Origin of the sequence: Lysinibacillus xylanilyticus (assembly GCF_001708185.1) — a bacterium.
GTDB classification, from domain to species: domain Bacteria; phylum Bacillota; class Bacilli; order Bacillales_A; family Planococcaceae; genus Lysinibacillus; species Lysinibacillus xylanilyticus_A.
This window is the reverse complement of record NZ_MDDN01000001.1, coordinates 42,989-69,120: the sequence shown is the minus strand read 5'-3', so window position 1 is coordinate 69,120 and position 26,132 is coordinate 42,989. Positions and strand designations below refer to the sequence as shown.

Annotated in this window: 26 protein-coding genes and 1 riboswitch; of the genes, 21 read left to right on the top strand and 5 right to left on the bottom strand. The window is 38.9% G+C overall.

Annotated features, from left to right (window positions below; translation table 11 throughout):
- The first annotated feature begins 286 nt into the window (after window positions 1–286).
- Together BFJ97_RS00340 and BFJ97_RS23355 are read left to right on the top strand one after the other, a co-directional pair.
- Complete coding sequence (locus BFJ97_RS00340; RefSeq protein ID WP_068982676.1) at window positions 287–961, top strand: phosphopantothenoylcysteine decarboxylase domain-containing protein; 675 nt, start codon at window positions 287–289, stop codon at window positions 959–961.
- 337 nt (window positions 962–1,298) lie between these two features.
- Window positions 1,299–1,394, top strand: a riboswitch (SAM riboswitch).
- A gap of 69 nt (window positions 1,395–1,463) precedes the next feature.
- Window positions 1,464–1,619: a YezD family protein gene (locus tag BFJ97_RS23355; RefSeq protein ID WP_083226859.1), complete on the top strand. Its 156-nt coding sequence runs from the start codon at window positions 1,464–1,466 to the stop codon at window positions 1,617–1,619.
- Between the two features lie 280 nt (window positions 1,620–1,899).
- On the opposite strand, the gene BFJ97_RS00330 is transcribed toward BFJ97_RS23355, so the two are convergent.
- Entirely contained in the window at window positions 1,900–2,388 is a 489-nt protein-coding gene (locus tag BFJ97_RS00330; protein WP_068982674.1) for a flavin reductase family protein, read from the bottom strand.
- Between the two features lie 226 nt (window positions 2,389–2,614).
- On the opposite strand from BFJ97_RS00330, the gene BFJ97_RS00325 reads away from it, so the two are divergent.
- Complete coding sequence (locus tag BFJ97_RS00325) at window positions 2,615–3,400, top strand: VOC family protein (protein ID WP_068982673.1); 786 nt, start codon at window positions 2,615–2,617, stop codon at window positions 3,398–3,400.
- 75 nt (window positions 3,401–3,475) lie between these two features.
- Here BFJ97_RS00325 and BFJ97_RS00320 read toward each other — a convergent pair whose 3' ends face one another.
- Window positions 3,476–3,676: a cold-shock protein gene (locus tag BFJ97_RS00320; protein ID WP_068982672.1), complete on the bottom strand. Its 201-nt coding sequence runs from the start codon at window positions 3,674–3,676 to the stop codon at window positions 3,476–3,478.
- 212 nt (window positions 3,677–3,888) lie between these two features.
- On the opposite strand from BFJ97_RS00320, the gene BFJ97_RS00315 reads away from it, so the two are divergent.
- Together BFJ97_RS00315 and BFJ97_RS00310 are read left to right on the top strand one after the other, a co-directional pair.
- Window positions 3,889–5,568, top strand: coding sequence for a formate--tetrahydrofolate ligase (locus BFJ97_RS00315; protein ID WP_068982671.1), 1,680 nt, complete (start codon window positions 3,889–3,891; stop codon window positions 5,566–5,568).
- Between the two features lie 328 nt (window positions 5,569–5,896).
- Complete coding sequence (locus BFJ97_RS00310; RefSeq protein ID WP_068982670.1) at window positions 5,897–6,097, top strand: cold-shock protein; 201 nt, start codon at window positions 5,897–5,899, stop codon at window positions 6,095–6,097.
- A 228-nt stretch (window positions 6,098–6,325) separates the two neighbouring features.
- Here BFJ97_RS00310 and BFJ97_RS00305 read toward each other — a convergent pair whose 3' ends face one another.
- Window positions 6,326–6,523, bottom strand: coding sequence for a hypothetical protein (locus tag BFJ97_RS00305; RefSeq protein WP_068982669.1), 198 nt, complete (start codon window positions 6,521–6,523; stop codon window positions 6,326–6,328).
- Window positions 6,524–7,083: 560 nt separating this feature from the next.
- On the opposite strand from BFJ97_RS00305, the gene BFJ97_RS00300 reads away from it, so the two are divergent.
- The 16 genes from BFJ97_RS00300 to BFJ97_RS00225 all read left to right on the top strand — a co-directional run bounded on the left by BFJ97_RS00300 (window position 7,084) and on the right by BFJ97_RS00225 (window position 24,897).
- Entirely contained in the window at window positions 7,084–7,998 is a 915-nt protein-coding gene (locus BFJ97_RS00300; protein WP_083226858.1) for an Rpn family recombination-promoting nuclease/putative transposase, read from the top strand.
- Window positions 7,979–8,287 (top strand): hypothetical protein, encoded by a 309-nt coding sequence (locus BFJ97_RS00295; protein ID WP_068982668.1) that lies wholly within the window; start codon window positions 7,979–7,981, stop codon window positions 8,285–8,287. The genes BFJ97_RS00300 and BFJ97_RS00295 overlap by 20 nt, the downstream gene beginning before the upstream one ends.
- The gene (locus BFJ97_RS00290) at window positions 8,268–8,660 is read left to right on the top strand and encodes a hypothetical protein (RefSeq protein ID WP_068982667.1); all 393 of its coding nucleotides are present in this window, start codon (window positions 8,268–8,270) and stop codon (window positions 8,658–8,660) included. Before BFJ97_RS00295 ends, BFJ97_RS00290 begins: the two co-directional genes overlap by 20 nt.
- Window positions 8,661–9,617: 957 nt before the next feature.
- Entirely contained in the window at window positions 9,618–10,232 is a 615-nt protein-coding gene (locus BFJ97_RS00285; protein ID WP_068982666.1) for an HD domain-containing protein, read from the top strand.
- Between the two features lie 441 nt (window positions 10,233–10,673).
- Entirely contained in the window at window positions 10,674–12,560 is a 1,887-nt protein-coding gene (locus BFJ97_RS00280; protein WP_068982665.1) for an ABC-F family ATP-binding cassette domain-containing protein, read from the top strand.
- 12 nt (window positions 12,561–12,572) lie between these two features.
- Window positions 12,573–13,697, top strand: coding sequence for a conserved virulence factor C family protein (locus tag BFJ97_RS00275; protein WP_068982664.1), 1,125 nt, complete (start codon window positions 12,573–12,575; stop codon window positions 13,695–13,697).
- Between the two features lie 308 nt (window positions 13,698–14,005).
- Window positions 14,006–15,238 carry a M20 family metallopeptidase gene (locus BFJ97_RS00270; protein ID WP_068982663.1) on the top strand — a complete coding sequence of 411 codons (1,233 nt, stop codon included), beginning with the start codon at window positions 14,006–14,008 and terminating at the stop codon, window positions 15,236–15,238.
- The gene (locus tag BFJ97_RS00265; RefSeq protein WP_068982662.1) at window positions 15,235–16,323 is read left to right on the top strand and encodes a tartrate dehydrogenase; all 1,089 of its coding nucleotides are present in this window, start codon (window positions 15,235–15,237) and stop codon (window positions 16,321–16,323) included. Before BFJ97_RS00270 ends, BFJ97_RS00265 begins: the two co-directional genes overlap by 4 nt.
- 1 nt (window position 16,324) lies before the next feature.
- Window positions 16,325–17,071 carry an SDR family NAD(P)-dependent oxidoreductase gene (locus BFJ97_RS00260; protein ID WP_068982661.1) on the top strand — a complete coding sequence of 249 codons (747 nt, stop codon included), beginning with the start codon at window positions 16,325–16,327 and terminating at the stop codon, window positions 17,069–17,071.
- A 10-nt stretch (window positions 17,072–17,081) separates the two neighbouring features.
- On the top strand, window positions 17,082–18,533 hold the full coding sequence (locus tag BFJ97_RS00255) for an aldehyde dehydrogenase family protein (protein ID WP_068982660.1): 1,452 nt from the start codon (window positions 17,082–17,084) through the stop codon (window positions 18,531–18,533).
- A gap of 9 nt (window positions 18,534–18,542) precedes the next feature.
- Window positions 18,543–19,568: an ABC transporter ATP-binding protein gene (locus tag BFJ97_RS00250; protein ID WP_068982659.1), complete on the top strand. Its 1,026-nt coding sequence runs from the start codon at window positions 18,543–18,545 to the stop codon at window positions 19,566–19,568.
- Window positions 19,543–20,517, top strand: coding sequence for an ABC transporter ATP-binding protein (locus BFJ97_RS00245; RefSeq protein ID WP_068982658.1), 975 nt, complete (start codon window positions 19,543–19,545; stop codon window positions 20,515–20,517). The genes BFJ97_RS00250 and BFJ97_RS00245 overlap by 26 nt, the downstream gene beginning before the upstream one ends.
- A 41-nt stretch (window positions 20,518–20,558) precedes the next feature.
- Window positions 20,559–21,554: a P1 family peptidase gene (locus BFJ97_RS00240; RefSeq protein ID WP_068982657.1), complete on the top strand. Its 996-nt coding sequence runs from the start codon at window positions 20,559–20,561 to the stop codon at window positions 21,552–21,554.
- Window positions 21,551–23,098: an ABC transporter substrate-binding protein gene (locus tag BFJ97_RS00235; RefSeq protein ID WP_068982656.1), complete on the top strand. Its 1,548-nt coding sequence runs from the start codon at window positions 21,551–21,553 to the stop codon at window positions 23,096–23,098. Before BFJ97_RS00240 ends, BFJ97_RS00235 begins: the two co-directional genes overlap by 4 nt.
- 17 nt (window positions 23,099–23,115) lie before the next feature.
- Window positions 23,116–24,057 (top strand): ABC transporter permease, encoded by a 942-nt coding sequence (locus BFJ97_RS00230; RefSeq protein WP_068982655.1) that lies wholly within the window; start codon window positions 23,116–23,118, stop codon window positions 24,055–24,057.
- 12 nt (window positions 24,058–24,069) lie between these two features.
- Complete coding sequence (locus tag BFJ97_RS00225) at window positions 24,070–24,897, top strand: ABC transporter permease (RefSeq protein ID WP_068982654.1); 828 nt, start codon at window positions 24,070–24,072, stop codon at window positions 24,895–24,897.
- Between the two features lie 207 nt (window positions 24,898–25,104).
- Here the strand turns inward: BFJ97_RS00225 and BFJ97_RS00220 are convergent, their stop codons facing one another.
- Both BFJ97_RS00220 and BFJ97_RS00215 read right to left on the bottom strand, forming a co-directional pair.
- A complete protein-coding gene (locus BFJ97_RS00220; RefSeq protein WP_139114348.1) occupies window positions 25,105–25,542 on the bottom strand; it encodes a hypothetical protein in 438 nt (145 codons plus the stop codon).
- A 105-nt stretch (window positions 25,543–25,647) separates the two neighbouring features.
- The gene (locus tag BFJ97_RS00215; protein WP_068982652.1) at window positions 25,648–26,061 is read right to left on the bottom strand and encodes a nucleotidyltransferase domain-containing protein; all 414 of its coding nucleotides are present in this window, start codon (window positions 26,059–26,061) and stop codon (window positions 25,648–25,650) included.
- Window positions 26,062–26,132 lie beyond the last annotated feature (71 nt).

Below are 26,132 nucleotides of genomic sequence, written 5' to 3'. Positions count from 1 at the left end.
TAGCTCATCACCGAAAGTTGTACCCAGTCGGAACGGAAATCAACTACATGTTATGGTGATGATCCAAAAATTTTGAGCTAACTTATAGAGAAGAGCAATATGCCCTATAAAAACAACATTGAAGCTTAACATAGCATTACGTTAAAATAGTATTTGTATATTTATCTTCATTCAACAGATGTTTTTTGTAGCGGAAGCAAAGCGTCAGCTACACATGTTTTCTGCGAGAAAGCGAAGCGTCAGCGGCAATTATGCCAGGCGAAATTGATTAGAAAAAGGTGAGTGTATGGGGACATTACGAGGTAAGACCGTACTCATTACAAGTGGGGGAACGCTTGAAAAATGGGATCGTGTGCGAGGGCATACGAATTTGTCAAAAGGCTCGATGGGCTGTTATTTAGCTGAGGCGGCACTAGCGGCTGGAGCTAACGTCTTATATTTGCATGGTTATTTCGCACAACTTCCGACAAACAAAGATAAAATGCGTACCATTCGATTTGAAGGTATAGAGGATTTAGGCGAGAAAGTTCGACACGCTGTTCAACAAGAACAGGTGGATATCGTTATTATGGCGGCAGCTGGTTCAGATTGGCTCATTGACAAAGTATATGACCAATCCGGAAATTTAATGGAGGAAGCAGGTAAAATGCCATCTGACGAGCCACCTATCATTCACTTTAAAAAGGCACCTAAAGTATTAGGTCAGATAAAAGAGTGGCAACCGAATGTTACTTTAGTGGGCTTTAAGCTCGAGGCAACAGATGATGAGGAATTTTTACTATCCCGCGCACGTCTACGGATGGAATCGGCTAACGCTCAGTTTATGGTAGCAAATAGCTCGCAGTCATTATATGGTGGAGATGAGCCACATTGGATTGTACCGGCTAAAGGCGAACCAACAAAGGTAATGGGCAAGCAACAAACAGCGAAAGCATTAATAGATTTTTTACAAAATATGTAAAGTGAAAACTGTGTAGAGAAAAAGTGATCTGCACAGTTTTTTTTGTTTTGTTTAAATTACTATTTAGTGAATATTTAAAAAGTAGTTGTATGCGTTAGGTTTTCTGAAAATGCATTTCATTCTGTAATAAGTGAATGGTGGGAGTAATACTGGCTTTTAATACGGAATAAAATAACTTGTGTATGGTTAGCTTCAAGGAAAATAAACGTCTTCACTAAAATATTCGAACTTTACGTAATCCTTTTTACTTAATTACAAAGTATTCGACTAGGATTTGTAATGTTTATGTTGACAATAGTTTTTCTGAATTATAGAATTATTCCCAAGAAACATAATACTCTTATCGAGAGAGGTGGAGGGACTTGGCCCTATGAAGCCTCGGCAACCAATAGTGTAGGTGCCAAATCCAACAGGGCTATCTGAGAGATAAGGGGGCTATAAATCAATTTGATGCGTTGGCCTCTTATGTACAAAAAGTATGTAAAAAGAAGGGGTGTATCGGATGACTCAACAGGCAAAGATCGATGACAAAAAGCTAGAGGCAATTGCAAAGGCCATTCAGAATTTAGAATATGGAGAAGTGAACATTACGATTCAAGACGGTGTCATTGTTCAGATTAACAGACTCGAAAAGCAGAGATTTCCACAGAAAAAGTAAATAATAGGATGATAGTTGGCTAGATATTTGAAAGTCACAAAGAAAGCAGGGATTATTTTCTTTGCTTATTTGTGGCTTTTTTTTAGAAAGCCAAAGGTGCTGGATTTAGAGGTTCTGCTGTGCTGGATTTCCGTTAAAATTGAACAATCTTCTTTTAAGACATTGACGTTAATAGCGTTTCAGAATATGGCTCAATCTTCTTACAAAAAACAGGATGGATCACGATGAACCAGCCTGTTTTCGGATGTAGTCAATTCTAATTGCTTATGAAGATAGTATCTTAGCTATAAAAACTTTTAGGGATTTCCCCAATATGTCTACGATGATAGAGTAGAGGCTCCTTTTGTGCATGATCAATTGCTAGGACCTGGCCAATAAATATCGTATGGTCTCCTGCATCGATTTGTCGAAAGGTTGTGCATTGTAAAGTGGCCACAGTATCGTGTAAAATCGGTAGACCGTGAACGGAAGTTGACCACTGTGCCTGAGCAAAACGATCTGGGATTTTACTTGAGAATAGTGTACATAAATGTTCTTGATTGCTCGCTAAAATATTCACAGCGAACTTTTCAGCTGCTGTAAAATATGGATGAAGCTGTGATTTTTTGTCGAGCGACCATAAAATAAGCAGTGGATCTATGGAAACTGACGCAAAGGAATTGACAGTTAAGCCAATAGGTTCATCAGCGTCATTACAAGCTGTGACAACCGTAACGCCTGTTGGATAATTACCCAATGCTAGTTTAAAAGCAGCTACTTTGTCTGTCATTCTAATCACCTCTTGTTATTTTATGTGAATATAACATCGATTTACCTAAAATGAAAAACTTTTTTCTTTGATGCTCAGTAAATAGTAATTTCCTTACTGAGCATCTTGAAATAGTTAGCATAAAATATAGCAACTTCTTAACAAATTGAATATTCTTAATTTTATTTTAAACCAACAAAACTAACAGGTAAAGTATATAATAGTGGGAGAAAAAAGGGGGGTAGTCATGACTTTATATTTTGACCATCTAGTTCATCAAGTTCCATCACCAGACAATGCAAAGGTTTTTTTAAACAAACGTAATATCCATACAGTTAACGGCGGTCAACACACAATGTGGGGGACATATAATGCGCTAAGCTACTTTGGATTAAACTATATTGAGCAAATAGCTATTTATGATCGTCATTTATTTGAAAATGCAGCGAAATTGCCTTATTCCCTACACTATACGTTTAAGCGAGCGCAGGAGCATTATGGATTTTCACGAATTGCACTACGTACAAAAAATATTGAAGAAGAGGGACAACGTTTGCGTGCACTTGGTTTTGAGGTGTATGGTCCTGATGCTTGCAGTCGAACAAGACCAGATGGCTCCGTCGTAGAATGGAAGCTATTGCATTTTGGGAAGTCAGGGCAGGCAATTGATTTTCCTTTTTTAATCGAGTGGGCTGCTGATGATGAGGACCGTTTTGCACAATTACAGGCAAGTGGAGCAATCCATCCAAAACAATCGATCACAATGGAATCGGTGCAATTTTATGTAAAGGATGTGCGAGCTACCGTGAAATTATGGCAGGAGGTATTGCAATTACCAGAGCCTGAGCAACATTCACAGTATATGTCCTTGCGCTTTCCGAATATTCGTTTAGATTTTTATGAAAAAGATGCTGCAACAGCGATGACACTTGGTCATTTAAGTGAGGGACCATTTGGGGTGACGCTTCAAGATCCTCATAAAATGAAAGAAACATTAGTATTTCCAGGAGCTTTTTATTGGATCAATCGTTGAAGTAGAAGTCAATAGATAACAAAACATCCAACATTAAAAAAGGAGCTGTTCAACAATCGAACAGCTCCTTTACGCTTATAATTTCACAACATTTGACGCCTGTGGTCCACGATTTCCTTCCACTACATCAAATGTTACCTTTTGACCTTCATCAAGTGTACGGAAGCCTTCCTCTTGGATCCCCGTAAAATGTACAAATACATCTTCTCCATCATCACATTCAATAAAGCCATAACCTTTTTCATTATTGAACCACTTTACGATTCCTTGCTGCATAAGCATTCGCCTCCATTGCGCTTGAATGTAAAACCCATCAATCAAGTCGTGATATAATTGAGAAAATGTGAAAAAATGCATTTTCACTTAGAACATACATGAATTGAGCAAAGTTGTCAATTGATTGTCGAAATGCTTGTATAACTAATTATGATTTCTTGTACAATAAAGTCTATAATGGAATTTAACAACATAGAAAGTAGGTATGCCATATGACAACGAAAAATCAACCGTTAACAGATTTAGAAATTGCTAGTCAGGCGGTTATGAAGCCTATTACTGAAATTGCAAAAGCTGCAGGTATTTCAGAGGATGCACTTGAACAGTATGGTCGCTACAAAGCGAAAATTGATCCTTCAAAAATAACAGCACGTGGTGATGATGCGAAGGTTGTTTTAGTAACAGCCATTAGCCCAACTCCAGCAGGTGAAGGGAAATCAACTGTAACTGTTGGACTTGCTGATGCACTTCATCAATGTAATAAAAATGTTGTTGTAGCTTTACGTGAGCCGTCACTCGGTCCTGTAATGGGTGTAAAAGGTGGCGCAACTGGTGGTGGATATGCACAAGTTGTACCAATGGAAGATATTAATTTGCATTTCACTGGAGATCTTCATGCAATTACGACGGCGAATAATGCATTATCAGCCTTTATTGATAATCATATCCACCAAGGAAATGCTTTAAACATTGACCCTCGTCGTATTATTTGGAAGCGTGTAATGGATTTAAATGATCGTGCTCTTCGTAAAGTAGTTGTCGGTCTCGGTGGTCCTGTGCAAGGGATGCCACGCGAGGACGGCTTTGACATTACCGTTGCATCAGAAATAATGGCAGTCTTCTGTTTAGCGACAAGCATGGATGATTTACGTGAACGTATAGCAAACATTGTGTTCGGTTATACATTTGATCGTGAGCCTGTATTCGTACGTGATCTTCAAGTAGAAGGGGCATTAACATTATTATTAAAAGATGCCTTTAAACCAAATTTAGTACAAACACTTGAAGGGACGCCTGCTATTATTCACGGTGGACCATTTGCCAATATCGCACACGGCTGTAACTCCATAATGGCGACACAAACGGCTCGTAAGCTAGCGGATATCGTTGTGACAGAAGCGGGCTTTGGTTCAGATTTAGGTGCTGAAAAATTTATGAACATTAAAGCTCGCAAAGCAGGCTTTAAACCTAGTGCAGTTGTGATCGTCGCAACAATTCGTGCGTTAAAAATGCATGGCGGTGTAGCGAAAACAGCACTAGTTGGCGAAAATGTAGATGCACTTTTACAAGGAATTGAAAACCTAGAGAAGCACGTTGAAACAGTTCGTACATTTGGGGTTGAACCAATTATCGCGTTAAATCGCTTTATTACAGATACAGAGGCTGAACTTGAAGCGGTATTAAACTGGTGTCAAGAGAAACATGTACGTATTGCTCGAACAAATGTCTGGGAAGAAGGCGGAAAAGGTGGCCTAGCCCTAGCAGAACAGGTGCTAACTGTACTTGAGGAAGAAAATAATTTCTTACCATTATATGAAGTAACAGAATCCATTGAAGAAAAGGTACGTACGATCGTGCAAAAAGTGTATGGTGGGAAAGATGTTCAATTTACCGACCAAGCGAAAAAGCAAATCGCTCAAATCGAAAAATTCGGCTGGGACTCTATGCCGATTTGTATGGCCAAAACGCAATATTCGTTATCTGACCAACCAAGTTTACTTGGTCGTCCAGAAGGATTTACAATCACAATCCGTGAAGTCATTCCAAAACTAGGTGCCGGCTTCTTAGTTTGCTTAACTGGTGACATTATGACGATGCCAGGTTTACCAAAAGCACCAGCAGCATTGCGTATGGATGTTGATCATGAAGGACATGCGGTAGGATTGTTCTAAATAGAGTTTGAATTTATCATTAATTAATAGAAGATATTGAAAATAAATGTACGAAAGCTGCTCTTTTTATCTGAGAAAGGGCAGCTTTTAGCTTATTTTAGCAGAATTCTCCCACTGGAACACATTATTTTGAAGAAATTTCACTTTTGCACTAGACATTTACGATTTTGCATTATATAATAAATGTAATAAAATCGTTTACAAAGAAAACAATGAATTCACATATTACAAAGAGTAATCGTGTTTTATTAGATGCTTTTTGTAATATGTGAATTTTTTTTCTTGTAAAAATGATATTTATTTAATACAATTAATGGAGGTCATTAAAATGACACAAGGTACAGTAAAATGGTTTAACTCAGAAAAAGGTTTTGGATTCATCGAAGTAGAAGGCGGAAACGACGTATTCGCTCACTTCTCAGCTATCCAAGGTGACGGCTTCAAAACACTTGAAGAAGGTCAAAAAGTTGAATTCTCAGTAGAAGAAGGCCCACGTGGACCACAAGCTACAAACATCGTAAAACTTTAATTTTAATGATGTACCCATAATAAAGAGGCATCCTTACATGAGGATGCCTCTTTTATAGTGTCGACAAAGCCGTTTTTAGACTTTGTCGACATTTTTTATATTTGTAGTAGCTTTTTTGTAAATAAAGAATTCAACTTTTTGGTTACGAAGGCGTTATCACAGGACGTGATGCTCTTAGCCTTCACTCCAATCAACTTATATACCAAACATATAAGATGATCAAGTAAATTATGCACCATAAGAAATAAGTAGAAAACTAGCTAACCATAAAAAAATCGCAATTCGAATGATTAAATACATTGTATATTCAAAGGAAGAAAGTTTTCTTTCACGCTTTAAATTTCTTAGAAGTCTAACGGAAATAACAGAACATATGAGTAGGACTGCTATAGATAATTGATATACGTTTTCTAATAGGTCTTTCACATAATCATCCTCCCATACTGAAGATATGAGCTGTCATTTCTTATTATGCTGGCCCTTTAGTTGATTGAGAGAGGACTGTTGCCGATTTTAAGTTAGTTGCAAGCTCTTTCGTTTTAGGACTGTGGTGAATAGCCAGAGTCTATTTTTATGCTCTTATAAAGAAAAAGGAAGAACTTCAATACAAGGAGTTTTATTGAAAGTACTTGTCGTGGATATCCACCTGAAGTTAGTTTCTTGAATCTACATGAACAGATGGGTAGCTTTTACAGTTTCTTCGGCAGAGGGATTACATACCATTCGTTCCTATAATACCTCAACAGCAGCATTGTGTATTAACATGGATAACGATGGTCATGTATTAGGGCTATTAGAATTATTTTTAATAACTACAGAAGGCTTGTTTTTTATTTCTTGAAGTTGGTCCTACAATTGAAGCATGTTAAAATAATATAAAATATGAAGATGTATGACCGAACTTTAATTGAATGGGGTGATAGTTGTGAGTGAAAAGGCTTTACGTAGAATTCCGCTAACGAAATTGATGGATTTGAAAGTAGACTATGCATTTAAACAAATGTTTGGTAGCGAAAAAAAATAAACATATAACCGTTGTTTTTCTGAATGCGATTTTAAATCGAACTGATCGAAATACCATACAAGAAGTGGCTTTTATGAAACAAGAAGTTGGTGGCGAATATAAGGATGATAAGCAGTCAAGATTAGATATTGTGGTGAAAACGCAGGATCAGCAAATGATTAATATTGAAATTCAATTGTCTAATCAGCACGATATGTTTAAGCGTACATTATTTTACTGGGCTCAACTATATACATCACAATTGCAAAAAGGTATGGGTTATCATAAATTGCTACCGACTATTACCATTAATATATGTAATTTCACCGTATTTCCTCAAAGTGCATATTATCACAGTACCTTCCATTTATATGAGGATAAAACATTAAAGCGATTAGTTATACAGGATGATGCTTTGGAAGTGCACTTTATTGAAATGAATAAATTCCTTGAACAATGGCATAGGGGAGTTCTTAAGCCACTGGATGATATTTTAGCACGTTGGTTATTGTTATTAGGAATGGTCGATGCACGAAAGAAAAAGGTTTATGAAAAAATTTATCATGAATTGGAGGAACTAGCGATGAAGGACGAACATCTATTACAGGCATTCAATGTCTGGGAAGAGCTAAGTTTATCACAGGAGGATGTTATTGCCTATCAATCACGCATAAAGTATATCCTTGATGAAGAGGCGAAGCTAGACGATGTGAAGCATATGGCAGAGCAAAAGGGTATGCAAAAAGGTATTGAAGAAGCAAAAGAAGAAATTGTCAACAATCTTTTAGGGAATAATATGGATATTGATTTTATTAGTAAAATAACAGGCTTATCAATGGAGCGTATTGAAGAAATTAAGAAAGGGCTAATCCAAAATAATGACGATCAACTACGATAAGGTAAATAAGGCTGTAAATTTCTGGATGGGACTAAATTTATCACAGGAAGAAATGATTGCCTATCAATCACGCATAAAGTATATCCTTGATGAAGAGGCGAAGCTAGACGATGTGAAGCATATGGCAGAGCAAAAGGGTAAAGAAGAAGCCAAAGAAGAAATTGTCAACAATCTTTTAGTGAATAATATGGATATTGATTTTATTAGTAAGATAACAGGCTTATCAATGGAGCGTATTGAAGAAATTAAGGAAGGGTTAATCCAAAATAATGACGATCAACTACGATAAGGTAAACAAGGCTGTGAATTTCTGGATGGAACTAAATTTATCACAGGAAGAAATGATTGCCTATCTGTCACGCATAAAGTATATCCTTGATGAAGAGGCGAAGCTAGACGATGTGAAGCATATGGCAGAGCAAAAAGGTATGCAAAAAGGTATGCAAAAGGCTATAGAAGAAAGGAAAAAAGAAGGGAAGAAAGAAGGGAAGAAAGAAGGGAAGAAAGAAGGGAAGAAAGAAGCGAGGGAAGAAATTGCTAGCAAACTTTTGGTAAATAATATGAATATTGATTTTATTAGTAAAATAACAGGCTTATCAATGGAGCGTATTGAAGAAATTAAGGAAGGGTTAATCCAAAATAATGACAATCAACAACGTTAGGGGTTAACGAAGTTATAATTTCTGAGAAGAGCTAATGCATGGAATGTAGAGTGGTAAGAGCAACAGGAGAATCTGCTTTAATTAACAAGCTTATTACCACGAGAGTTATTAACTTCTAGGCGAATATATCATGGTCTTCTTAGGAACATGTGAAAAAAAGAAACAGAGAAAAGTGAGATTGGATAAGTGTCTTTAAAATGGAAATTGAAGAAACAATAAAAGCTGCCATCATCTACATTTAGTAAATGGGCAGCTTTTATTGTTTCTTCAGCGGGTGGGTATTACATAACATAACGATCGTTCCTACTTCCTTCATAACTTATTACTTCATTTACGGCTTAAATGAAATTCGGAAAAAATGTTGCCTAAAAAAGAATGATCTAGTTTTGTTAGCACGACTCTGATGATTCAGCTTTTCGCAGTATGTTAGCAAATTGGTGTTCTCTTTGCCATTAATGGGAGGAGTTACGTTCACATTATACTCAAAGTAATAGAAGAAGGTAACATCAATTAATGATAAAAAATGACACGCTTGCAACAGTTGGTCAAAGCATTTTTGGTCGTGAAAACAGGCTAACTGTTTGTTCACTCATCTCATCATGTACATTTACTATGCGGGTTAAAACAAAGAATTTACTAAGGGAAAGTGTTCACTTTTATTTGTTTTCTTAGATGATTGATTTACACTATACGAACGTCATCTTTCAACAAAATATTCAATTGTAAGCCCGCTGAAGTTGTTTAATCTGTCAAAGCATAGTTCTTGTACACTAATGAAATAGTGAGCTTACAGAACATAATTAGCTGTTCTGTATGTTTATCTTACAATATTCTGAAAAATTAGTCAATTGAAATATGCTTATAATTTTAATTTTTTTTCTAAAAGTGAGGTTACTTCGTTACCAACTCCTCTAAGCTATACAGTATAATCATAAAGGAAAGGGCTGACTTAAAAATATGAACAATTTAATGAATAAAGTACGTGGGATTTATGAACAGTTTGATGCTAGCCATGATTTTCAACATATTGAACGTGTTTATCAAAATGCGTTAGCGATTTTACATACAGAGCCAAAAGCAGATGCAGAGGTCGTGAAAATTGCTGTGCTTTTGCATGATGTAAGTGATAAAAAGTATACCGATAGTAAAGAGCAAGAAAATAAGTTAATTGCTGAGCTGTCTTTAAACGAGGAGAAAAAGCAACATATCCGAGATTGCATTGCACAAGTATCGTTTAATGGTGGGAATGAGCTAGAGACAACTTCTCTTGAAGCAAAAATAGTAAGAGATGCAGATCGCTTAGATGCTATAGGAGCGATTGGTATTGCTCGCACATTTGCTTACGGCGGTGCGAAAGGTCGAAAGCTTTACGATGAAACGGAAGAAGCACGTATGAATATGACAGAGGAGGCATATCGCAATAAAAATACTGCCTCTGTCACACACTTCTATGAGAAGCTTTTATTATTAAAAGATTTAATGGTAACAGAGAAAGGCAAGCAAATGGCTAAAGAACGCCATCAATTTATGGTACTGTTTTTAGAGCAATTAAAAAATGAAATAGGAAAGTAAATGTACATTCCAATTCTAAGTAGCTGTAAATGCAATCTTTAAAACTTTAACTTCTTTCAACAAGATAAAAAGGTATAAGCCCCGCTGGATAAATAGCGAGCTTATACCTTTCTTTATATTGTCTTTCTTTGTACTTGATACCTTAAAAAATTCTTTACTCTTCGAACGTAGTTTCAATCAGAATAGATGGCCTTCACTAAGAGGTTGTTCCACGTTTTGTATGGTAGTGCCTATATAATATATCTATTTCTTCTATTCTCCAATGGCTAAAGGCAGCAAGTTAATGGGGAAGAGCGTATTTTTTGATAGGGAAGCTCGGTTTGTTGTCCTTTGTTTACCTGTCATTTGATGTTATGATAAAAATGGATATCAATAATAAACTACATATTAAAAGTAGTACGGACACTAACAACACCTAAATGAAAGAGATGGACAAGTGTAATGAGTCATTTAATAGTACAAAATTTAACGAAAACAGTGGGCGATAAAACGCTCTTTCAAAATATTGAATTTACCATTTATGAGGGAGAGCGTGCGGGGCTAATTGGTATTAATGGTACTGGTAAATCCACGCTGCTTTCTATTATAGCAGGTGAAATCGAAGCGGATTCAATGAATGTTGACCGCCCAAATAAATACCGTGTAGCATATTTACCACAGGAGCCTACTTTTGAAAGCGGAGAAACGGTGTTACAGGCAGTGTTTGCAGGGGATTCACCGATTTTAAAACTTAATCGTGAATATGAGGAAACGGTTGCTGCGCTTGCGTTAAATCCAACTTCAGAAAGTTTACAAAAAACGTTATTTAGCATACAGCATCGCATGGATGAGGAGCAGGCATGGGATGTTAATGCACTTGCTAAGACAGCACTTACAAAGCTTGGCATTGAAATGTTTGATAAAGAAGTATTAACACTGTCAGGTGGTCAACAAAAGCGCGTCGCATTAGCTAAAGTATTAATAGAGCCAGCAGATCTTTATTTATTGGACGAGCCGACCAACCATTTAGACGTGCAGTCAACGGAGTGGTTGCAAGAAATGGTATTACGATTAAAGGGAGCCGTTATATTTATTACCCATGATCGTTATTTCTTAGATGAGCTGTCAACTCATATTTACGAGCTAGCTGATCAAACATTATACCGACATACTGGGAATTATGGGGATTATTTAGAAGCACGTGCGATTCGTGAGGAAATGAGAGCAGCCTCTGCACAAAAAGACCGCAACCGCTATCGCTCAGAGTTAAAATGGATTCGTCGTGGAGCGAAGGCGCGTTCGACGAAGCAAAAGGCACGTATCCAACGCTTCGAACAGTTAGAGGATAACCTAGAGCGTAAATCAGAGGATGTTTCGCTTGAAATGGGGCTAGCTACAACGCGTCTCGGTCGAAAGGTTTTAGAGGCAGAAAATATTTCAAAGGCTTTTGGCCAACAAAAAATCCTTGAAGACTTTTCATTTTTACTACAACAGGGCGATCGTATTGGTATTATCGGAGCTAATGGTGTAGGAAAATCAACATTATTGAACATGCTAGCAGGTGAACTTACACCGGATATAGGTGAAATTCATGTTGGCTCGACAGTGAAATTAGCGCATTTCAAACAAACATTACCGAAAATGAATGAAAATGAGCGTATGATTGAATATATTCGAGAAGCTTCAAATGATATAACAGATGCAGAGGGGGTGCGCTATTCGGCGGCTCAAATGCTGGAGCGTTTCTTATTCCCACTTCATGGACATGGTACACCGATCGGTAAATTATCGGGTGGCGAGCGTAAACGTCTACATTTATTACGTTTATTAATGGAGCAACCAAACGTATTGTTACTAGATGAGCCTACGAATGATTTAGATATTGAAACATTAGGTGTGCTGGAAGATTTCATTGAGCATTTCCCTGGGGTCGTTATGACGATATCCCACGATCGCTTTTTCTTAGATCGTATTGCGAAAAAGTTATGGATTTTAGATGGTCTTGGACATGTTGAGGAGACGCTTGATATTTACAGTGATTATTTACAAAAGCGTGAACAGGAAGCTACTGTAAAGGTAGAGGCGCCAAAGGTAGAAAAACCGAAAACCGAAAAGCCTAAGTCGGACAAGAAAAAATTATCCTTTAAAGAGCAAAAAGAATGGGAAACAATTGCTGACGAAATAGAAAAGACAGAGACAGCAATTATGGAGACAGAAGAAGGTATTGCTCACGCGGGTGCTGATTTTACAAAATTACAGGAATTAACGGCGAAGCTTGATGAGCTGAATGCACATTATGAACATCTTATTGAGAGATGGTCGTATTTAGATGAAATTGTAAACGGGTAAGGAGCGATATGCGTGAAGATTATTACAATTGAACCGACACCAAGTCCTAATTCAATGAAAATTGTCGTCGATACAGAGTTACCTTTTGGCAAAAGCTATAATTTTACAAAGGATAATAAAGATCAAGCAACTGGTGAAGCTGCAGCGATTTTAGCAATTGAAGGTGTCAAGGGAGTTTATCATGTAGCAGATTTCTTCGCTGTAGAGCGTAACGCAAAATATGCATGGGAAGGTATTTTAGCAAGTATTCGTCAAGTATTAGGTGAAGAAGTACAAGAAGAAAATGAAACGCAAGTTGCCAGTGAATTTTATGGTGAAGTGTACGTTCATGTGCAGTTTTATAAGCAGGTGCCACTACAAGTAAAAGTATTTGATAGTCAACGTGAGCACCGTGTGAGCTGTGGCGAGCGATTTGTGGAGACTTTCAATAAAATTATTGATACAGCAGTTGATGAAAATTATATTTTCCAACGTAAGTGGATTGACTATGGCGTTCGTTATGGAGAGCTTGAGGAAATTGCGGAAGCCGTGAAGCAGGAAATCAATGTGACATATTCTGAGGAGCGTTTAGCAGAAATTGTCTCAATGACTAATGATTCTGAGAAAACAATAGTGAAACCTGCTAAGCTAAAAGTGACTGTTGAACAGTTCACACAACCTGAATGGGAAAAGCGTTTCCAATTACTTGACCAAATGGCGGATCCAGAATTAGATGATTTACCACTTTTAGATTTAGCGTTACAAGATGAACAAATGTCTATCCGCCGACTGGCAACAGTGTATTTAGGAATGATTGAAGATGTTGCAGTTGTTCCCTATTTAGAAAAGGCATTACAAGACAAAAGTGCAGCTGTACGACGAACTGCTGGCGATTGTATGAGTGACCTTGGCTTAGTGGAATTTGAAGAAGCGATGCAGCGAGCATTACAGGATAAGAATAAGCTTGTTCGATGGCGTGCAGCTATGTACTTATATGAAGTCGGTACTGAAAAGTCATTAGTGGCATTAAAGGCTGCTGAAGAAGATAAAGAATTCGAAGTGAAACTACAAGTAAAAATGGCGGTTGCCCGCATCGAACAGGGTGAAGAAGCAAAAGGCTCTGTTTGGAAGCAAATGACAGAATCACGCAAGCAATAAAATGAATAAACCAGCATCTATTTTAGCTATTTAAAATGGATGCTGGTTTTTTATCTTCATTCAGCAAATTTTTTTGAAAGCGCCCAATCAGAACGGAAATCAGCCCCACATTTTAGTAATAATCCAATCTTTTTTTATCGAAAATTAACATAAAATAGATTGTTTTGTTCTTTTCTAACTTTTTACTACTAAACAAAAAGTTAATAGCATTATATGTTTTATTAACAAATTGTCTAATGCTTATCTAAAAGGACAATGTTAAAATAATCTGAATTCGGAATATTCTATTAAATCAAGGGGGCCTTTAGATGACAGTAATAAATTTAAAGACAACAGAATCTTATTTGCGTGACCGAGAAGTAGTTATTGAGCTTACTCAAAAGCTAGTTCGTATTGAGAGTGTTTATCGAGAAAATGATCCAAATGGCAATGAACAAGAAGTGGCAAATTTTGTTGCTCAATATTTACGTGATATCGGGATTGAAACATATGTGGAGGAAGTTGTGCCAGGCAGACCGAATGTGGTTGGTATTATTGATTCGGGTAAACCAGGGAAAACGCTACTCTTTGAAGGACATACAGATGTTGTGACTGAAGGTAATCGTGAAGCATGGACGTACGATCCATTCGGTGCAGAAATTATTGATGGTCGAATGTATGGCCGTGGTACAAATGATACAAAAGGAAATCTTGCATGTATGATTACAGCTTGCCAGTCGTTATTACTGGATCAGGAGGAATTTACAGGCAAGATTATTTTATGTATTCCTTGTGATGAAGAAGGATTGATGCTTGGCATTAAACATTTTATAAAAAATGGTTGGGCAGATGGTGTAGATGGGGCCATTATATGCGAACCACAGGAAAATAATGTCAGTATTGCGCAGCGTGGAGCGATACGTTTGAAGGTAGATATTTTTGGTAAGATGGCGCACGGTGCAATTTCTTGGAGCGGCATTAACCCGAACTGGCGTATGGCCCGTTTTATCGTGGAGCTAGAAAAATTAGAAAAAGAAGAGCAAGCACGTTTGGGACGAGATCCAATGCTTAATTGGCCATCTATTACACCGACTATTTTGCGAGCACCAGTCAAAGGGGATGCACAAATTAATGTGATTCCGGATCATTGTATGACGACGCTTGATATTCGTACGGTACCTGCTCAGGATCATGATGAGCTTCTCGGCAAAATTGATGCGATTATTAAACGTCTGCAAGCAGATGACCCTGATTTTAAGGTAGAACTAACGGTGCTTGACAACCGACCAGCCACAGCTACTGCAAAGGAGGATCCTGTAGTACAAGCCATTTATGAGGCAGTTGCTGAAGTAACGGAGAAAGAGCCAAAATATAACGGTGTCCCAGGGGCTACAGATGGAACATTCCTTCATGTGCACGGTGTCCCAATTGTGACGATTGGTGCAGGTGATCGTGATATTCCCCACCAAATTGACGAATATGTCGATATCGAAGAATTGGCAGAAACAACAGCTATATATCGTTTGGCAGCACTTAAGTTTTTAGCAGGTGATACTCAATGACTCACACAAAAATCGCAGTCATTCCAGGTGATGGTATTGGAAAGGAAGTTATGGAGGAAGCGCTAAAGGTATTAAATTTTCTTCAGGAACATGATTCGTCTTTCCAAATAGAAACAACCATTTTTCCTTGGAGCTCCGATTATTATCTCAAGCACGGTCGTATGATGCCTGAAAATGCACTAGACATTTTAAAAGAGTTTGATGCGATATTATTCGGGGCTATTGGAGATGCTCGCGTTCCAGACGACGTTACGGTATGGGAATTAATTATGCCGATACGAAAAAACTTCCAGCAATATGTGAATTTCCGTCCGATTAAATCACTACCTGGCATAGCCTCACCGCTTGCCAACGAGCGTGATATTGATTTCGTTATCTTCCGAGAAAATACGGAGGGGGAATATTCCGATAGTGGTGGTCGAATGTATCATAATCAGCTACAGGAAATGACGATTCAAAATACGATTATGACACGGATCGGTATTGAAAAAATTGTACAAGCCGCCTGTGAATATGCCTATAAATATGGCAAAACAAAAATTACGAGTGCAACAAAATCGAATGCGATGATCCATTCGATGAAGTTCTGGGATGAGCATACGAAAAGAATTCTTGCTCAAAGTTTACCAACGCTAGAACTAGAATCTATTTATATCGACGCATTAGTAGCTTACTTTGTGGAGCGACCACAGAATTTTCAAGTTATTGTTGCCTCCAATTTATTTGGGGATATTTTGTCTGATTTAGGGTCAGCTATTGTCGGCGGTCTAGGATTATCACCATCAGCCAATTTGAATCCAGAAAAGGAATTCCCCTCTATGTTTGAGCCTGTGCATGGTTCAGCGCCAGATATTGCAGGAAAGGGAATCGCAAATCCAATCGCTCAAATTTGGTCACTCGCTTTATTGCTTGGACATATTGGAAGACCTGATTTAGAGGAGCTCATAGTTCATGCGATTGAGGCGGTGCTACGAGAAGGAATTGTGAAAACGGCTGATATTGGTGGACAGGCGTCAACGGCGCAAATGGGTGATGCTATTTGTCAGGAGATTGTCAAAATGAAATTAGCAGCAGGGGGTGTATAGCATGGCAGCAGAACGACAGGTCCTTATTGTCACAGGTGCTGGCGGCGGTATGGGGAAAGCCATTATTCAGGAGCAGCTTGAGAAGGGCAATATTGTAGTAGGGCTCGATCTTTCGGTAGCATCACTAACAGACTTAGCACAGGATACCTTGCAATGTTTTGAAGTCAATGTTTTACAGGAGGAACGTGTGAACGACATATGCAAACAGGTTTTTGAAAAGTATGGCCGGATTGATGGACTTGTCAATGCACTTGGTATAGCGCAGGCCGCAACACCGATTGAGCAAGTCACGATGGATGAGTGGAATCGGTTAATGGATGTCAATGTGAAAACTTTATTTATAACAACAAAGGCGGTCGTTTCTTATATGAAGGAACGGCAAAAGGGCTCCATTGTAACAATCGCCTCGATTTCTGCTGTCCGCCCGAGACCTGGTTTACAAGCGTATATTGCTTCTAAAGGGGCGGCAGAGAGCTTTGCACGTGGAATGGCTATTGAATTAGCGCCGTTCCAAATACGTGTCAATACGATTCATCCAGGACCAGCGGATACACAGATGCTAGGGCAGTTTGCCGCACAAGGAGCAGATATCGAGCAAACAAAGCAAAGTGTCTTTGTTCAATCAGTCCCCCTTGGGCGTTTAGTGAATCCGTCAGACATTGCAGGTGCAGTAAGTTATTTACTTTCAAATGAAGCGAGTATGGTGACAGGAACGACATTACATGTAGACGGTGGTCGCGGACTTTAGGAGGGATCAGGTGAAAAAAATTCCAATGTTTATAAATGGTGAATGGGTTCATACTGGGTCGGAGGAATTATTGGATGTCATGAATCCCTCTACCGGTGAAATGATTGCCCAAATTACGAATGCGAATAAAGCGCATGTCGATGAAGCTGTTCGTGCTGCAAGAATAGCGTTTGAAAGTGAAGAATGGCGGAAAATAAAGGCGCATGAACGGGGGCAGCTACTTGTTGAATTCGCACACTATATCCGCAAGCATGCAGAGGAATGGAGCTTATTAGAATGTCGTGATGTTGGCAAGCCGTTATCCCAGGCAAGAGCAGATATTGAGGCGGCAGCTCGCTATTTTGAGTTTTACGGAGGAGCAGCTGATAAAGTGATGGGGGATACAATTCCAATTGAAGATGGTATTTTAAATGCGGTAGTGTTAGAGCCTGTTGGGATTACCGTACATATCGTGCCCTGGAATTATCCTATTCAAATAACGGCGAGAAGTGTAGCAGCTGCCATTGCAACGGGCAATGCAGTGATTGTCAAAAGTGCTGAAGATACACCATTGACAACACATGCCATAACTGAATGGTTTGCAGATAAACTGCCAAAAGGTATTTTTCAGCATATTACAGGTTTAGGTCGTGAAGTCGGTCCATATTTAACATCACATCCTGATATCAATCACATTACGTTTACGGGCTCTGTCCCAACAGGCATAGCTGTTATGAAATCTGCAGCTGAAAATGTAGTACCTGTGACATTAGAGCTTGGTGGGAAATCGCCTAATATTGTTTTTTCGGATGCAAACATGGAGCAAGCGCTTGATGGAGTAGTTCGTGCGATTATTCAGAATGCAGGACAAACATGCTCGGCTGGGGCAAGATTGCTGGTAGAAGAGTGTGTGAAGGAAACATTTATCGCGCAACTAGTACGAAAATTCCAAGCATTAAAAGTTGGTCCAGGTGAAGCAGATGTTGATATGGGTCCATTGTTAAATGAACGACAATATACGAAGATCTCAACACTATTGCATAAAGCGAAGGAAGATGGCTATGTGGTCACTGGTGGCGAAACATTGACGATTGAAGGCTATGAAAAAGGCTATTATATACAACCGACCATACTAGATGGCGTAGATGTGAATGATCCACTAGCACAAGAGGAAATTTTCGGACCAGTGTTGACTGTTTTTACGTTTACAACTGTCGAAGAAGCGATTGCCTTAGCGAATAGTACAGACTACGGTTTAGTTGCAGGCGTTTGGTCAAAGGATATAGATACTGCTCATTATGTCGCAAGCAGAGTACAGGCCGGGCAAGTGTTTGTCAATAACTACGGGGCAGCAGGTGGTATACAAATGCCTTTTGGTGGCTATAAAAAGAGCGGCATTGGGCGAGAAAAAGGCTTTGTCGCGTTAAGGAATTATACGCAAATGAAAAATATCGCCATACGCTATGCACCACCTAATCAGTAAGATGGAGGGATGCATTTGGAAGAAAATCAAGTGCTACTAGAGGTAAATCATTTAAAAATAAGTTTTCATTTAAAAAATGGCAAACAGGCAAAAGTTGTTGATGATGTGAGCTTTACGATTCGTAAAGGCGAAACAGTTGCACTTGTAGGTGAATCTGGTAGCGGAAAAAGCATTACATCATTATCCATTATGCGTTTACTACCAATACCACCAGGAGAAATTACAGCGGGTACCATTAAATTGAATGGCAAAAATCTACTAGACTATAAAAATAAAGAGATGAGCCATATAAGAGGCAATGAAATTAGTATGATCTTTCAAGAGCCGATGACCTCTTTAGATCCAGTTTTTACAATCGGCAATCAAATGATGGAAGGAATACGCAGGCACCAAAAGACGTCTAAAAAAGAGGTGTGGGAGAAATCTTTACAGTTATTAAAAGAAGTCGGTATTGCTAATGCAGAAAAGGTTATGACAGAATATCCGCATCAATTATCAGGCGGTATGCGGCAGCGTGTCATGATTGCGATCGCCATGTCCAATAATCCTCAGTTGTTAATTGCAGATGAGCCAACAACAGCACTTGATGTAACCGTACAGGCACAAATATTAAAGCTCATGATGAAGATGAAGGAAGAGCATCATTCGGCTATATTATTTATTACGCACGATATGAGCGTTGTTGCACAAACGGCAGATCGTGTCATGGTCATGTATGCAGGGCAAATCGTAGAGGAAGCCCCAGTACAGGAGCTTTTTCTAAATCCAAAGCATCCGTATACGACTGCCCTTTTAAAAACAATGCCGAGTCTTGAGACGGATGTTAAAAGATTACCTTCCATTCCAGGCACCGTCCCGCCAGCTTATGCGTTACCAGAAGGCTGCCGATTTGCACCACGCTGTCCATTTGCGATGGAACAATGCCGTGTCACTCAGCCAGAGGACATCCATATTCAAGGTGAGCATAAAGTGTCCTGCCATCTATTCACAGAGGAAGGGGAGCCTGTTTATGACGAAAAAAGAAGTTTTGCTTGAAATTAAACATTTAAAAGCCTATTTTCCTGTGAAACGTAAGTCGATGAAGGAAGAGAAAAAAGTCATTAAAGCAGTCGACGATATTTCCATTGAGATTTTCCGTGGCGAGACGCTTGGCATAGTAGGCGAATCTGGCTCTGGGAAATCAACGTTTGGACGGACAATTTTGAAACTTGTTGAACCGACTTCGGGAGAAATTTTGTATAAAGGGCAGCCTATCCAGCAATTAAAAGGCAACAAGCTACAAATCTATCGCAATCAAATGCAAATGATTTTTCAGGACCCTTTTGCATCTCTGAATCCTCGTATGCGAATAGGTGCCATTATTGAAGAACCGATGAAGCTGCAATTAACATTAACGAAGGAGCAACGCAAAGAACGGGTGAAGGAGCTTTTACACAAGGTAGGTCTATCAGAGGATGCGATGCAAAAATTTCCGCATGAATTTTCTGGAGGTCAACGGCAACGAATCGGTATTGCACGGGCTCTTGCTATTCATCCAGAGTTCATCATTGCGGACGAGCCTGTATCTGCACTAGATGTATCAGTGCAGTCACAAGTCTTGAACTTAATGATGGATTTACAGGATGAATTTCATTTGACCTATTTATTTATCTCACATGATTTAAGTGTTGTGAAACATATAAGTGATCGAGTGGCGGTGCTGTATTTAGGGAGAGTGGTGGAAATTGGCACGAAGAAAGAATTATTTGCTAATCCTCTACATCCATATACACAAGCATTACTGTCAGCGATTCCAGTAGTAAATTTTGATAAGCCGAAACAGGAAATACCGTTACAAGGTGAATTGCCGAACCCGATGAATCCACCTATTGGCTGTGTGTTCCATACACGTTGTCCTTTTGTGATGGAAAGGTGTCATCAGGAACGACCTGTACTTCAAGAGAAAAATAAAGATCAACGAGTAGCCTGCTTATTATATGACTAATAATCTGAATATTAAGTCTTTTCGAAAGTGAGGTGTATAGTATGTTTGGCAATATTACAGATGTGCCCGGAGTTAAGGTTGGGCATGCAGAAAATAATGAAGGCATTACAGGCTGTACAGTAATCTTAGTCGAAAATGGTGCAGTTTGCGGTGTCGACGTAAGAGGTTCTGCACCGGGCACTCGAGAGACTGATGCACTTGATCCTATAAATGAAATAGATCGAGTACATGGGATTTGCTTGTCTGGAGGAAGTGCATTTGGATTAGATGCAGCAACAGGGGTCATGCAATATTTAGAGGAGCAGGGTGTTGGTGTAGATGCGGGTGTTACGACAATACCAATTGTCCCTAGTGCTGTGCTTTTTGATTTATTTATCGGTGATCCAAAGACTAGACCTACAGCTAAAATGGGTTATGATGCGGCCCAAAGTGCGATTGTTGGGCCATTCGCAAATGGTAATACAGGTGCTGGTTATGGTGCGACTGTAGGCAAATTGGCAGGACCTCAATTTTGTATGAAAGGGGGGCTTGGTAGCGCCGCTATCGCTGGCAAAAATGACCTTGTTGTTGGTGCAATTGTTGCTGTCAATGCTGTTGGGGATATAAAAGACCCAAATACAAGACAAATACTAGCAGGTGCGAGGAATCCAAAAACAGGGGAATGGTTGGATTGTTGTGCTTATTTAGAGGAACATGTGCAATTAGACGCGCTACCTGGTACGAATACGACAATTGGTGTCATTGCAGTGAATGCCAAACTAACAAAAGCAGAGGCGAAAAAAATAGCGCAGCTGACACAAAATGCCCTCGCACGCACTATTTATCCTGTTCACACAATGCTAGATGGAGATACGGTTTTCGTGCTAGGTACAGGAGATAAAACATATTCAGTCGACTATTTGGGACATTTGGCTACAACGGTTATGGAGGAAGCGATAGTAGTGGGTGTGAAAGAGGCTGAAAGATTAGCAGAAGTAGAGAGCTATAAAAGCATTCAAATAAAGAGCATTGAGGGAACAGGGGGGGAATTGTCATGAGGCTGAATAAAAATTGGTTGATGCTGTTGTTGGTATTGATAGTAGGCTTACTAATAAGTGCATGCTCAAGTGATGATGGGAAAGAAGCCAGTTCAGGTGAAAAGTCAGTAGAAGAGTTACCTCAAGAAATTGTAGTCCGTATAAATGATGACCCAGACTTTTTAGATCCACATAAAGCAACTGCATCGATATCATTCCAAATGATTCTCAATATTTTTGAAGGACTAATGGCACCAGAAACCGATGGATCTTTAAAAGAAGGGCTAGCAGAAAGCTATGAAATATCTAAGGATGGCTTAACATATACCTTCAAAATTCGCCCAGGTGTGAAGTTTCATAATGGTGAGGATTTAACGATTGAGGATATTCAGTATTCATTTGATCGTTTAATGGGGAAAAACGGTGGAGAAAAGATGTCAAACAGCTTTGATAATGTTGCGTCAACAGAAGCACCAGATGCCAATACATTTGTTATAAAGCTGAAAGAGCCAAATTCTAATTTCCTCTATTCATTAACTGCTCGACAATCAGCGATCGTACCAAAAAGCAATGATGGCAAGCATAATGAAAATCCAATAGGTACTGGGCCATTTGCTTATGTAAAATATTCTCCTGGTACAAATTTAGAGCTAAAGAAAAACGAAAACTACTGGAAGGAAGGTCTTCCATACTTAAATAAAGTGACGTTTACATTCCAATCAGATGATCAAGCAGCAATAATGAGTTTAATGGCCAATGAAGTAGACTTAACAAGTGTTCCTTGGCATCGTGTAAGTGAAGTGAAGGGGAACTATAATGTATCGCATCAAAATAATAACTCATCGTTAATCATTACATTTAACGAAACAAAAGCACCATTTGATAATGTCAAGGTCCGTCAGGCAATTAACTACGCAATAAGTAAGTCCGATATTATTGACTCCGTGTTTGCTGGCTATGCTGTACCACTTGGTTCAAATATGAGTCCTGCGATGGGAGACTATCAAAAGAAAGGCCTAGAAAGCATGTATACGCGAGATGTGAAAAAGGCAAAAGCATTATTAGCGGAAGCGGGTTACCCTGATGGCTTTAAAACAAAAATTACAGTGTCTTCGCATAACGATATGTATTCGAATATCGCTCAAATCGTTGTAGATAATTTAAAGGAAATCGGTATTGACGTGGAAATTGAAGTTGTAGAATGGGGAATTTGGCTAGACCGAGTTTATTTTGGCCGCGACTATCAAATGACAACGATTGATTTAACAGGTCGAGCATCTGCCTACGAAGTATTAAATGATTACATTTCAACGAATGAGAGTGAAAACTTCTTTTTATTTAAAAATGATGAGTATGACAAAATGATGACAGATGTTTTGAAGGAAGCAGATCAGGCAAAGCAAATGGACTATTACCATCGTGCACAGGAAATTTTAGCTAAGCAGGCAGCAGCGGTTTACATCGCGGATTATCAAATTGTTTGGGGCTCCGACAAGCAAGTTACAGGATTAAAGAACTACCCATTCTGGTTCCACGACATGTCTGAAGTGAAATTTTCTAACTAGAAAGGGATGAGTGTCCAATGATGTATATGATACGTCGATTCATTCTGTTAATAACAACCATCCTTTTAGTGTCGATTATTACATTTGCTGTTTTTCAAATTTTACCCGGTGATCCGGTTCGGACAATGTTGGGGACTGAAGCTGACCCCACACAAATTGAAAATTTGCGATCAGAGCTTGGCTTGAATCGCCCCCTTTATGAGCAATACACGGATTGGATGAAGGGATTATTGACAGGGGAATTAGGAAATTCTATTCGTTTTTCAATGCCAGTAAAAGACTTATTATTTGAACGACTTCCTGTAACGATGTCATTGGCTGGGCTCACACTCATAATTGTGTTATGCATTTCCTTACCACTAGGGATGTTTGCGGCGAGAAGACAAAATAAGTTAAGTGATGTGTCATTATCGACAGTGACACAAGTGGGTATGGCCGTTCCCTCTTTCTGGCTTGGCATGATGCTTATTTTATATATTGGCATGCGATTTAGCTTTTTTAAAATTAGTGGATATATTCCGTGGACGCAAAGTGTAACAGGAGCGCTAAGCACGCTTGTTCTCCCTGCATTAACCATTGCGATTCCGCAAATTGCGGTTAATTTTCGCTATGTTCGTACTGCTATTTTAGAGCAAGTTCAGCTCGATTACGTGCGTACGATTCGCAGTAAAGGGATGTCAGAGCACAATGTTATGTATAAACATGTTTTAAAAAATTCGATGATTCCAATATTAACGGTCTTTGGACTGATTATGGCAGAGGTCGTGGCTGGAACAATTATTGTGGAACAAGTATTTTCATTGCCAGGTGTTGGTCAACTGCTAATCACAGCTATTAGCAATCGAGATTTTCCATTAGTGCAAGGAATCGTCATGTATATTACTGTAGCAGTTGTTATGATTAATTTTATGGTCGATATTTTATATTCTGTGATAGATCCTAGAATCCGATTACGATGAGGGGTGGATACGATGAAAAATAGACAAAGGTACACGAAAAATATCAATTTAATCATTGGTCTACTAGTCATTGTCGGTTTTCTAATCGTGATGATTGTCAGCTTTTTTTATACGCCACATGATGTGAACGCTATGAATATACCTCAAAAGTTACGCAGCCCAAGTAGTAACTTTCTTTTTGGTACGGATGAATTTGGTCGTGATATTTTTAGCCGTATTATGAAAGGAACACAAACTGCCTTTGCCGTCGGTTTACTGACAGTATGTATAGGAACAATTTTTGGTATTTTAATTGGAGGTATAGCGGGCTATGTAGGTGGCTGGATCGATGAAATTTTTATGCGCATGATGGATGCATTAATGGCCTTTCCAGGAATTATTTTAGCTTTAATGCTCGTTGCAGTATTTGGACCAGGGATCGTCAATACTGCTATAGCATTAGGAATTATTGCCATACCGGCCATTGCCAGAATTGCACGTAGTGGCTTTGTTCAACATCGTGACGCAGAATATGTATTAGCTGCAAAGTTAATTGGCGTAAAGCCTTATAGCATCATGTTCCGCCATATATTACCGAATATTTCATCGCAGATTATTGTCGCAGCAACTGTGACCTTTGCAACGGCAATGCTTGCAGAGGCGGCACTGAGTTACTTAGGGCTTGGCGTGCAGCCACCAAACCCTAGTTGGGGGCGAATGTTAAAAGACTCACAAGCCTATTTAGTTGGGGCCCCTTGGTATACTTATGCGCCAGGTGGAGCTATTACAGTACTTGTGCTAGGCTTATATATGCTTAGCAATGCGTTACGTGATTTTATGGACCCACGTTCAAAAGTGTAGGCTATCGGGTGCAGTTTTTTCACTGCTATTTCTATATTTTAAAGGTGGTCCTACCGGTGGAAAAAAGATCTAGCCGGCGGAAAAGGTGGTTTTAGCGGCGGAAACAAAGTTTTACCGGTGAGACTTTTTATAGAGGCGCAAAAAGTTTAGAGGGAATAGCTCCTGATCAATAGCAAACTAGGTAAGAGGCTAGTTTGCTATTTTATTTTACTGTAATAGCTCTTTGATTTTTTCCCATAATGGTTTAATTTCTTCTTGATCTGGCGCGTTGTCGAATATCCAACTTGATTCATAGTGGAAAGCGTTCACTAATTTCTTTACGGCTATCCCATGTGTTACAAGGCTCGTACAATTCATAATATCGACGATCTCATTTAATGGGTTAGGAGGTAACGAATGATGTAACGTTTTAAGTCCAAGTGATGCCCGTTCAGGACAATATTTATGGAGTAGTACTTTGGCGAAATGTTCTAAACTATGCCGCAGTAATTGAACGCACCAAATGTCATTTCCACGCGAAGCACTCTTATAATATTGATACAAATACCAAACCGTATCATCTACAGCATCTTGAAATTCAAGTGGATTTAATGACAAAGTTGTATTCTTCTGTTTAGATGGAAGAATTCTATTTGGATCAAACAAAATTTTAACTTCTTTCAGTGGAAGTCTCTCACCTCCATAGGTGTGAGATGAATGCGGTTTTAAGGTAACTTTTTCAGCGTGTGTCCAAACAACCACTGAAAGAAGTTAAAGCCTCCGGCGGATGTCAAGGAATCGGAAAGGAGTACTTTGTGCAAGCACAAAGCCGATTCCGGACGCAATTATGCCGAGGCATAATTGATTGGCATCTTTATTACTTATTCCATTAGGTGTTACGGTGAATAAATCGATATGAACCATATCTTCATATACGACTAAGAGCTGAGGTGCGATTATATAGATGTCATCAACAAATAATGTTTTCTTATAAGCATTAATATGTTTGATTCGATTGGGCAAAAATGCCTCGATATGTTCTTCCTTCACAACACAATACATATCAATGTCTGAAAATTCATCATGCTCATCTCTAGCGATTGACCCTCTTAAAAATACAGCTTCGATATATTCATCATCTTTTAAACTCTTAAGTAAAACATTAACAACATGATCCAATTTCAATTGTAAATTTCCTCCCTAATTGCTCAATATATTAAAACAGGCTACTCAAAAATGATCTTTGAGCAGCCTTA